Annotated in this window: 11 protein-coding genes; 2 read left to right on the forward strand and 9 right to left on the reverse strand. The window is 61.5% G+C overall.

Annotation, left to right across the window (positions count from 1 at the left end):
- From AC0969_RS15045 to AC0969_RS15085, 9 genes are all read right to left on the reverse strand, one after another.
- Positions 1-113 (reverse strand): GTP-binding protein (locus AC0969_RS15045; RefSeq protein WP_207776369.1); only part of this gene is annotated, 113 nt, incomplete at its 3' end.
- 156 nt (positions 114-269) lie between these two features.
- The gene (gene fusA / locus AC0969_RS15050) at positions 270-2,369 is read right to left on the reverse strand and encodes an elongation factor G (protein ID WP_479624964.1); all 2,100 of its coding nucleotides are present in this window, start codon (positions 2,367-2,369) and stop codon (positions 270-272) included.
- Positions 2,370-2,443: 74 nt separating this feature from the next.
- The gene (gene rpsG, locus AC0969_RS15055) at positions 2,444-2,917 is read right to left on the reverse strand and encodes a 30S ribosomal protein S7 (protein WP_076196149.1); all 474 of its coding nucleotides are present in this window, start codon (positions 2,915-2,917) and stop codon (positions 2,444-2,446) included.
- Positions 2,918-3,069: 152 nt separating this feature from the next.
- On the reverse strand, positions 3,070-3,447 hold the full coding sequence (rpsL, locus tag AC0969_RS15060) for a 30S ribosomal protein S12 (protein ID WP_011466063.1): 378 nt from the start codon (positions 3,445-3,447) through the stop codon (positions 3,070-3,072).
- Positions 3,448-3,609: 162 nt separating this feature from the next.
- Positions 3,610-4,767 (reverse strand): D-alanyl-D-alanine carboxypeptidase family protein, encoded by a 1,158-nt coding sequence (locus AC0969_RS15065; RefSeq protein ID WP_479624965.1) that lies wholly within the window; start codon positions 4,765-4,767, stop codon positions 3,610-3,612.
- 97 nt (positions 4,768-4,864) lie between these two features.
- On the reverse strand, positions 4,865-5,491 hold the full coding sequence (locus AC0969_RS15070; RefSeq protein ID WP_479624966.1) for an alpha/beta hydrolase: 627 nt from the start codon (positions 5,489-5,491) through the stop codon (positions 4,865-4,867).
- A 70-nt stretch (positions 5,492-5,561) separates the two neighbouring features.
- The gene (locus AC0969_RS15075; protein WP_479624967.1) at positions 5,562-5,912 is read right to left on the reverse strand and encodes a (2Fe-2S) ferredoxin domain-containing protein; all 351 of its coding nucleotides are present in this window, start codon (positions 5,910-5,912) and stop codon (positions 5,562-5,564) included.
- Between the two features lie 9 nt (positions 5,913-5,921).
- Positions 5,922-7,016 carry a VanZ family protein gene (locus AC0969_RS15080; protein ID WP_479624968.1) on the reverse strand — a complete coding sequence of 365 codons (1,095 nt, stop codon included), beginning with the start codon at positions 7,014-7,016 and terminating at the stop codon, positions 5,922-5,924.
- A gap of 16 nt (positions 7,017-7,032) precedes the next feature.
- Positions 7,033-7,461, reverse strand: a complete 429-nt coding sequence (locus AC0969_RS15085) for a CopD family protein (protein WP_479624969.1) — start codon at positions 7,459-7,461, stop codon at positions 7,033-7,035.
- A 213-nt stretch (positions 7,462-7,674) separates the two neighbouring features.
- Between AC0969_RS15085 and hemB the strand changes: the two genes are divergently transcribed.
- Both hemB and AC0969_RS15095 read left to right on the forward strand, forming a co-directional pair.
- Positions 7,675-8,676, forward strand: a complete 1,002-nt coding sequence (gene hemB / locus AC0969_RS15090; protein WP_479624970.1) for a porphobilinogen synthase — start codon at positions 7,675-7,677, stop codon at positions 8,674-8,676.
- A 63-nt stretch (positions 8,677-8,739) separates the two neighbouring features.
- Positions 8,740-9,804, forward strand: coding sequence for a magnesium transporter CorA family protein (locus tag AC0969_RS15095; protein ID WP_479624971.1), 1,065 nt, complete (start codon positions 8,740-8,742; stop codon positions 9,802-9,804).
- Positions 9,805-9,850: the final 46 nt, after the last annotated feature.

Genomic DNA, 9,850 nt, shown 5'->3' on the forward strand with positions numbered 1-9,850 from the left:
GCTGCCAACACGGTGGTGATGGCGGCGGTCAGGGTGGTTTTGCCGTGGTCAACGTGGCCGATGGTGCCCACATTGACGTGGGGCTTGGTACGTGTGAACTTTTCTTTTCCCATTTTTCAATTCTCCAAAGAGCTAATTCCCGTGTCAGGTTTAACGTCTGCACAGTGTTGCTGGATCGCCTCGCACGGGAACAAGGCGGCACACCATCGCAGACAGGGGGATCGAACGAAGCGCATCTCGGCCAAAGCCAAGATTCGCTCTATCAACTTTTACTTGGCACGACTGGCCATGATGGCTTCGGCCACATTGCGTGGGGCTTCCGAGTAGTGCTTGAATTCCATCGTGTACGTGGCACGTCCTTGGGACATGGAACGCAGCGTGGTGGAATAACCAAACATTTCCGACAGCGGCACTTCGGCCTTGATGGCCTTGCCGCCACCAACCATGTCTTCCATGCCTTGAACCATACCGCGACGCGAGGCCAAATCGCCCATCACGTTGCCGGCATAGTCTTCAGGCGTTTCGACTTCCACGGCCATCATGGGCTCCAGAATCACGGGGCCCGCCTTGCGGCAACCTTCCTTGAAACCGAAGATGGCGGCCATCTTGAACGCCAATTCGTTCGAATCGACATCATGGTAAGAGCCGAAATGCAGCGTAACCTTCACGTCCACTACCGGGTAACCGGCCAGAACGCCTTGGGTCACGGCTTCATTGATGCCCTTTTCAACCGCCGGGATGTACTCGCGGGGCACGGTGCCGCCCTTGATCGCATCCACAAACTCAATGCCCTTGCCGGGTTCATTGGGCTCGATCTTCAAGACCACGTGACCGTACTGGCCCTTGCCGCCGGACTGGCGCACAAACTTACCTTCGGCATCTTCCACGGTCTTGCGGATGGTTTCGCGGTAGGAAACCTGTGGCTTACCCACGTTGGCTTCCACGCCAAATTCGCGCTTCATGCGGTCAACAATAATTTCCAGATGCAACTCGCCCATACCGGCGATCAGGGTTTGGCCCGATTCTTCGTCGGTCTTGACGCGGAACGAAGGATCTTCTTGCGCCAGACGCTGCAAGGCAATGCCCATCTTTTCCTGGTCCACCTTGGTCTTGGGTTCCACAGCCTGGGTAATCACCGGCTCAGGGAAAATCATGCGCTCCAAAGTGATGATGGCCGATGGATCGCACAGGGTTTCGCCCGTGGTCACATCTTTCAAACCAATACAAGCGGCGATGTCGCCAGCGACAATTTCGCTAACTTCTTCGCGGTTGTTGGCGTGCATTTGCACGATACGGCCGATACGCTCTTTTTTGCCACGGATCGGGTTAAAGATTGTGTCGCCCTTTTTCAGCACGCCGGAGTAGACGCGCACAAAGGTCAACTGGCCGACAAACGGATCGGTCATCAGCTTGAATGCCAACGCAGAAAACTTCTCACCATCATCCGCTTTACGGGTAATGGCTTCGTCGTCTTCGCCCAGACCCTTCACTGGCGGAATATCCGTCGGTGCAGGCATGTACTCAATGACCGCATCCAACATGGCCTGAACGCCCTTGTTCTTGAACGCAGAACCGCACAACATCGGCTGGATTTCACCAGCGATGGTGCGCTTGCGGATAGCCGCCTTGATTTCTTCTTCGGTCAGTGCCTCGCCTTCGAGGTACTTGTTCATCAGCTCTTCACTGGCTTCCGCAGCCGCTTCCACCAATTTTTCGCGGTACTCGGCGCACACTGCTGCCAAGTTATCGGGAATATCGTTGTAGGTGAAAGTAACGCCCTTGTCTTCGTCCCAGATGATGGCTTTCATCTTGACCAAGTCCACGATGCCCTTGAAGTTCTCTTCAGCACCGATTGGAATCTGAATCGCAACAGGGTTCGCCTTCAGGCGAAGAATCATCATTTCGCGAACGCGCAAGAAGTCGGCACCGGTACGGTCCATCTTGTTGACGAAAGCCAAACGGGGCACTTTGTACTTGTTAGCCTGACGCCACACGGTTTCGGACTGGGGCTGCACGCCGCCAACGGCGTCATACACCATCACAGCGCCGTCCAGTACGCGCATCGAACGCTCAACTTCAATCGTGAAGTCAACGTGACCAGGGGTGTCAATAATGTTGATGCGGTGCTCATCAAAATTGCCAGCCATGCCTTTCCAGAAGCAGGTGGTGGCAGCCGAGGTGATCGTGATGCCACGCTCTTGCTCTTGCTCCATCCAGTCCATGGTGGCGGCGCCATCATGCACTTCACCAATCTTGTGGTTCACACCGGTGTAGAAAAGCACGCGCTCGGTGGTTGTGGTCTTGCCCGCGTCGATGTGCGCGGAAATACCAATGTTGCGATAGCGCTCAATAGGGGTATGGCGAGCCATAGTTCTCTTTCGTTAATGGCAACAAGCCCGCCATCCAAAATCGGATGGAACGGGCTTGTCGGCCGAGGGTGGGCTTAGAAGCGGAAGTGCGAGAAGGCCTTGTTGGCTTCAGCCATACGGTGGACTTCGTCACGTTTCTTCATGGCACCGCCACGGCCTTCGGTGGCTTCCATCAACTCGTTAGCCAAACGCAGGGACATGGACTTTTCGCCACGTTTACGGGCAGCTTCTTTCAACCAACGCATGCTCAGAGCCAAGCGACGCACAGGGCGCACTTCGACCGGAACTTGGTAGTTGGCTCCACCCACGCGGCGGGATTTCACTTCCACCATGGGCTTGACGTTGTTGATAGCCAGGGTGAAGGCTTCAACGGGGTCTTTACCGGGGTTCTTCTTTTCGATGAACTCCAGGGCACCATAAATGATGCGCTCTGCGACCGCTTTTTTGCCGCCTTCCATGATCACGTTCATGAATTTGGACAGCTCAACATTGCCGAACTTAGGATCCGGCAGGATTTCACGTTTAGGGACTTCGCGACGACGTGGCATTTTTTCACCTCTTAATTGCTTCAGTTGGCATCTTGGCAGACACCGCAAAAACCATTTTGGTTTTCACTTACTCGACCCAACACGGGTCACTACGTTGCATCACCGCGCCACGCGGGAGACAACACCTTGTATTTACAAAAAACCGAATCAGCTTACTTAGCCTTTGGCTTCTTGGCACCGTACTTGGAGCGCGACTGCTTGCGGTCTTTCACGCCTTGCAAGTCGAGCGAACCACGCACGATGTGGTAACGCACACCGGGCAAATCCTTGACACGGCCGCCGCGCACCAGCACAACGCTGTGCTCTTGCAGGTTGTGGCCTTCGCCGCCGATGTAGGAAATGACCTCAAAACCGTTGGTCAGGCGCACTTTGGCAACCTTACGCAAAGCGGAATTGGGCTTTTTAGGCGTCGTGGTGTAGACGCGGGTGCAAACGCCACGGCGTTGCGGAGAATTTTGCATCGCAGGGCTCTTGGACTTGATCGTTTCGACCTCGCGCCCCTGACGTACTAGCTGGTTAATGGTTGGCACTAAAGCCTCCTTGACAAAGAAAACGTCCCTAAACGTTTAAAACTAACAGAAAACGTGAATCCCTTCGGAAGTTTCCGAAAAGCCTTCAAGTATAGCTTTTTGGGATTGCCAACGCAAACATCTGGTGGTTTATAAATGTTTGCGTGTGCTTACTTATAGGAATTACTTGATCCACAAACGAATGGCATCCCAGGCGCGGCCCAGAATACCGGCTTGCTCGACACCCTCCAACGCCACCAGCGGCACGGTCAGCAGGGTTTGTTCGCCCAAAGTGACCTTCAGCGAGCCCACGGCCTGGCCCTTGGTGAACGGAGCCACCAGCGGATCGGGGCGAACAATCTCGGTTTTGACCTTGGCGGCATTGCCCGACGGCACGGCCACCACGATAGCCTCGGTGCGGCCCAGTCGCATGGTGGGGGTCTTGCCCTTCCACACATTCGGCGTGGCCACGGCCTGGTTGGCATCGAACAGCTTTACGCCTTCATAGGCGGTATAGCCCCAGTTGAGCAGCTTTTGCGATTCGTTCAGGCGGGCGTTGTCGCTGGCGGTGCCCAACACGATGGTCAGGATGCGGCGGCTGCCGACATTGGGGAAGTCGCGCTTGGCGGTGGCGATCAGGCAGTAGCCTGCGGCTTCGGTGTGGCCCGTCTTGAGGCCATCGACGGTGGGGTCGCGGAACAGCAGGCCATTGCGGTTGTTCTCGTTGCTGACCGGGGTGCCGGGGTAGTGGTATTTTTTCATGCCATCGTAGTGCGCGTACTCGGGGAAGTCATGCATCAAACGGGTGGCCAGAATGCTCAAATCGCGGGCGGTGGTGGTGTGGCCGGCTTCGGTCAGACCCTCGGGGTTGCGGTAGCCGGTGGACTTCATGCCCAGGGCCTTGGCCTGCGCGTTCATCATGTCAACAAAGCGCTCCGACGTGCCACCCACGCCTTCGGCCAGCGCCATCGTCGCGTCGTTGCCCGACTGCACGATCATGCCTTTGATCAGGTCTTCCACCGGGACCTGCATCTTGGGGTCGATAAACATGCGCGAGCCGGGCATCTTCCAGGCTTTCAGGCTGACGGGCAGGGTTTGCGTGAGGCTGATTTTTTTACTGCGCAGCGCATCGAACACGATATAGGCCGTCATCAGCTTGGTCAGCGAGGCGGGCTCGACCTGCATGTCCACGTCTTTGGCCAGCAAGACCTGGTTGGCCGTCACGTCCACCACCATATAAGACTTGGCGGCGATTTCGGGGCCGGTGACCGACTGGGCGGCGGCGATCAGGGAAACAGACGCCAGTACGGGCGCGGCAACAGCCTGCAAGAAATAGTTCATGGGAGGGGGTTCAAAAAAAGGGGGGGGTGAAACGCTCACCAGAGCAAGGGAAAACCCGTGTACGAGCGGCACACGGGCAGAGAAGTTCAGGAAAAATTCAGGACCGCAGGTGGCGCAGCACCAGGTTTTTCAACAGCGGCAATTGTCCGTGAAAGAAATGGCCGCCTGCGGGCACCACGGTAACCGGAAGTATCTGCGGCCTCGCCCAGTCCATCACCGAGGCCAGGGGCACGGTGTCGTCGAGCTCGCCGTGTACGGTCAGGGTGCGCTCGTGGACCTCGGGCGGCAGGGTGGCGACCGTCCAGCGCGAAGTGGCCGTGCCGACCAGCACCAGCTTCTCTAACGGGCGGCTAGCCCACAGCGCGGCCACGGCGTGGCTGGTCACGAAGGCCCCGAACGAAAACCCGGCCAGCGCCAACGGCTGGTCGGCGGGCGCGGCCTGCGCCACCACGGCTAGCATGTCCTCCAGCTCGCCCGTGCCTGCGTCGTGCACGCCTGCGCTGGCCCCTACACCGCGAAAATTGAAGCGCACCGCGCTCCAGCCCGCCTGCACAAAGGCCCGTGCAATGGTTTGCACCACCTTGTTGTCCATCGTGCCGCCAAACAGCGGGTGCGGGTGGGCGATGACGGCCACACCGCGCGGCGTGCCCTCGGGGTGGTCGATGACGGCTTCGATAGCGCCTGCGGGGCCGGTCAAAGCCAGGCGCTGGGTGGATGCATTCACGGATTTACTACCAAATTGATAGCTACTTGCGCAGGTGGAATATGCGCTAGTGGCCTAAAAAGCTTAAATTTCAGCGGCCCAGGTGCGCCGGGGTCACCAGGCGTTCGACCACCTGGCCGTTCTTCAGGTGCGACTCGACGATCTCGTCGATATCGCTCTCGTCCACAAAGCTGTACCAAACCGCCTCGGGGTACACCACGGCCACCGGCCCGGCGGCGCAGCGGTCCAGGCAACCGGCTTTGTTGACGCGCACCTGGCCGGGACCGGACAGGCCCGCCTTTTTCACCAGCGCCTTGCAGTGGTCGAAACCGGCCTGGGCGTTGTGGTGGGCGCAGCTGTCTTCGCCGTTGGTGCGGTCGTTCAGGCAGAAGAAGATGTGGCGGCCGTAGTAAGACGGTGCTGGCGGGGTGGATTCGGTCATGGCGGTATTTTAGGTATCTGCTACCGGGCGGGCGATGCGGCCTACCACCACGGCCATCGCGGCATACGGCCACAGCCAGCCCAGCCACTGCACCAGCCCCTGGAAGCGGATGAAGCGGCCCTGCTCCCAGGTCTGCAAAGTTTGCGCAAAGTAGGCGCTGGTGGGGGCCTGGTTCAGCACGCCGAGGTGCAGCGCCAAGGCCAACAGCACCAGCGGCGCGCAGAACCGGCGCGGCAGCCACACCAGCATGCCCGCCAGCAGCAGCCCGGCCCACAGGCCCACCTGCACCGGCAGGCTCAGCCAGTCGAGCGCGTGCACCGGGCCGTAGCTCAACCCGGCCGACAGGGCCGCCGCGCCCAGGCCCAGCACCACCACCAGCGGCGCAAACACCGCCCGCTGCCCCACATGGCGCACCACGCAATAGCCCAACAGGCAGGGAATCAGCACCCCCAGCAGCACGCACAGCAGCTCGCCACTGGGCACCAGCGGTTGCAGTTCGACATCGCGCACCGGCAGCCAGTCGAGAAACGGCGTGTCGGCCAGCGCATCGGCCAGGGCCGCCTCCAACCGCTCCAGCACCTGGCCCAGGCCCAGCGGCACCGCCGCCGGAAACAGCAAGGCCACCGGCCACAGCGCCAGCAGCACCAGCTCGCCGCGCGCATCGGCCACAAACCAGCGGGTGCGGAACTGGCTCCAGCGGTCGATGGCCCCCCAATGCTCCAGCAGCGCGGCGGTCACCGCGCCCAGGCAGGCTCCGGCGGTGTTCAGCCCCCAATCCACGTTGGACGGCACCCGCACGGGTAAAAAACTTTGCAGGGTTTCCATGCCCAGCGACAGCAGGCACGCCCCCAGCGTGGCAGCCAGCACCGGAGCCCGGTCGCGCCCGGTGCGCAAGGCGCTCAGGGCCAGCAAAAACCCCAGCGGCGCATAGCCGACGATGTTGATGCCCACATCCACCCCGGTCCAGTACTTGGGCAGCGGCGCGGTGACGAAAAACCAGGGGCTAATGCCCTGGTCGCGCCAGCTGTCAAACGGGTACAGGCTGGCATACAGCACCAGCCCCACATACAGCAGCGCCAAAGGCCAGGCCGAGGTTTTGTGCATCCGCCGCACCGCGTGGTTAAAAGGGTTTGACGACCACCAGCACCACGATGGCCAGCAGCAGCAGCACCGGCACCTCGTTGAACCAGCGGTACCACTGGTGGCTGCGCATGGCGGCCCCGGCGCGCATCTTGCGCAGCAGCACCGCGCAGCCGTGGTGGTAGCCCAGCGCCAGCAGCACCAGCGCCAGCTTGGCGTGCATCCAGGCATTGCCTGGCCCGCGCCCGATGCCGTAGCCCAGCCACAGCCAGCCCCCCAACGCCAACGCGGGCACGGCCAGAATCGTGGTGAAGCGCAGCAGCTTGCCCGCCATCAGCAGCAGCCGCTCCCGCTCGGCGTCTGAGCCCGGGGCGACCATCGCCAGGTTCACAAAAATGCGCGGCAGGTAGAACAAACCAGCGAACCAGCTGGCGACGAAAACAATGTGGAGAGATTTGATCCAGAGCATGCGGGGGAGTGTAGGCCGGGCATGTCAGGAATGCAGCGCCCAAAAAAATGCCCCGACGGTAAAGCCAGGGCAGTAAGCCCGCAGGTGTTGCCACCGTGGGGCCCCGCTCAGGGAGGTGAAGCGGGAGGACGGCCAGAGCCGCCCCACTGGCAATTTAGCAAAGGCCGCTGGCAGATTCAAGAGGGCTTATCAGGATGGGGCACAATTTTGGCCATGACCACCTTTGCCCCCTACCCTGCCGGCCGGCCGCGCCGCCTGCGCCGCACCGCCTTCAGCCGCCGCCTGGTGCGCGAGAACACGCTGACCGCGCACGACCTGATCTACCCGGTGTTTGTATTGGACGGCGAGAACCGCCGCGAAACCGTGGCCTCGATGCCCGGCGTGGAACGGCTCAGCCTGGACCTGCTGCTGCCGGTGGCGGCCGAATGCGTGCGGCTGCAGATCCCGGTGATGGCGCTGTTCCCGGTGATCGACCAGTCCCTGAAAACCTATGGCGGTGAAGAAGCCTTCAACCCCGACGGGCTGGTGCCCCGCGTGGTGCGCGCGCTCAAACTTCATTACCCCGGGCTGGGCATCATGACCGACGTGGCGCTGGACCCCTACACCAGCCACGGCCAGGACGGCCTGCCCGATGAGAACGGCTACATCGTGAATGAGCCGACGATTGCCGCCCTGGTGCAGCAGGCGCTGGCGCAGGCTGCTGCGGGCGTGGACATCGTGGCCCCCAGCGACATGATGGACGGACGCATTGGTGCCATCCGCGCCGCCCTCGAAGCCCACGGCCACATCCACACCCAGATCATGGCCTACAGCGCCAAGTACGCCAGCGCCTTCTACGGCCCGTTCCGCGACGCGGTGGGCTCGGCCGCGAATCTGGGCAAGAGCGACAAGAAAACCTACCAGATGGACCCCGCCAACAGCGACGAGGCGCTGCGCGAAGTGGCGCTGGACATCGCCGAGGGGGCCGACATGGTGATGGTCAAGCCCGGCATGCCGTATCTGGACATCGTGCGCCGGGTGAAGGATGAATTTGCCGTGCCGACCTTCGCCTACCAGGTCAGCGGCGAATATGCCATGCTGAAAGCCGCCGCCTTGAATGGCTGGCTGGACCACGACGCGGTGATGCTGGAGAGCCTGATGGCCTTCAAACGCGCTGGGGCCGATGGCGTGCTGACCTACTTTGCGCTGGACGCAGCCCGCCTGCTTCAGTCCTAAAACCATAGCTACTAGCGCAGGTTCCACCTGCGCTAGCGGCCTATTTGTTATAAATCCTCCAGCATGCGCATTTTCACCATCATTGGCACCAGCGTGGCGGAAGTCAGCGCCCTGCCCACTGCGCCCGTGCCCGGCGGCTACGTGTGGGTGGCCTGCGCACGCGGCGAATTTGAGGCCCAGCAGCCCGCGCTCCAGGCCATGCTGCAACTGCTCGGCGGCAACCCGCTGGTGGACCTGCATGTGCAAGACCTGCTGAACCCGCAGCTACCGTCGCGCTACGACTACACCTCGCAGTACGACTTGCTGGTGTTCCGGCGGCTGGCCACCGGGCTGGCCGGGGCAACCCCCAGCCCCACGGCCAAGCGCAGCGGCCCGCCCATCCTGCGCCGCATTAACACCGACCCGGTGGGCTTTGCCGTGTTTGACACGGTGCTGCTCACCGTGCACCCCGGCGACTGCGCGGTGCGCGACAGCTATGCCGAGCGGCTGCAGGCCAGCGGCGCACGCGTGCCCACCAGCCCGGCCGACCTGATGCTGCGCATCGTCAACCAGATGGTCGATGGCTACCTGGACCTGCGCCGCGAGCTGACCCGCCAGCTCGACCACTGGCAAACCGAGCTGCTCAAGCCCGCCACCCGCTTCAACAACTGGAGCGCTCTGCTCGACGCGCGGCTCACGCTGCACCAGCTGGACGACGTGTGCGAAGAGCAGCGCGCCGCCCTCCAGGACTGGATCGAGGCGCTAAAAACCTGGCCCGAGGCCGACAGCCCCGCTGCCGCCCGCGAGCGCGAGCTGCTGCAAGTGCGCAGCCGCGACGTGCTGGAACACATCGAGCGGGTGGTACACCACGTGCAGCGGCTGGAGCAGAGCGTGGAAACCGCCGTGCAGATGCATTTCAGCGTGCAAAGCAACCGCACCAACGACATCATGCGCACCCTGACCGTGCTGACCGCCGTGTTCCTGCCGCTGAACCTGATTGCGGGGATTTTTGGTATGAACTTCGACTTCATCCCGCTGCTGCACCAGCAAAGCGGCTTTTGGTGGGCGCTGGGCGCGATGGGGGCGATCGCCATTGCGATGGGGCTGGTGTTCTGGCGCAAGCGCTACCTTGCGCGTACCAGCGGCTAATTTTTAAACAAAATTGGTCTCTGGCGCATATTCCACCTGCGCAAGC

The sequence above is a fragment of the Rhodoferax sp. LB1P47 genome, assembly GCF_056521445.1.

Excerpts from the sequence above, each read along its gene's own strand:
- AC0969_RS15065 (WP_479624965.1), bottom strand. The coding sequence starts at position 4,767 with ATGAACTATTTCTTGCAGGCTGTTGCCGCGCCCGTACTGGCGTCTGTT.
- fusA (WP_479624964.1), bottom strand. The coding sequence starts at position 2,369 with ATGGCTCGCCATACCCCTATTGAGCGCTATCGCAACATTGGTATTTCC.
- AC0969_RS15085 (WP_479624969.1), bottom strand. The coding sequence starts at position 7,461 with ATGCTCTGGATCAAATCTCTCCACATTGTTTTCGTCGCCAGCTGGTTC.
- hemB (WP_479624970.1), top strand. The coding sequence starts at position 7,675 with ATGACCACCTTTGCCCCCTACCCTGCCGGCCGGCCGCGCCGCCTGCGC.
- AC0969_RS15075 (WP_479624967.1), bottom strand. The coding sequence starts at position 5,912 with ATGACCGAATCCACCCCGCCAGCACCGTCTTACTACGGCCGCCACATC.
- AC0969_RS15080 (WP_479624968.1), bottom strand. The coding sequence starts at position 7,016 with ATGCACAAAACCTCGGCCTGGCCTTTGGCGCTGCTGTATGTGGGGCTG.
- rpsG (WP_076196149.1), bottom strand. The coding sequence starts at position 2,917 with ATGCCACGTCGTCGCGAAGTCCCTAAACGTGAAATCCTGCCGGATCCT.
- AC0969_RS15095 (WP_479624971.1), top strand. The coding sequence starts at position 8,740 with ATGCGCATTTTCACCATCATTGGCACCAGCGTGGCGGAAGTCAGCGCC.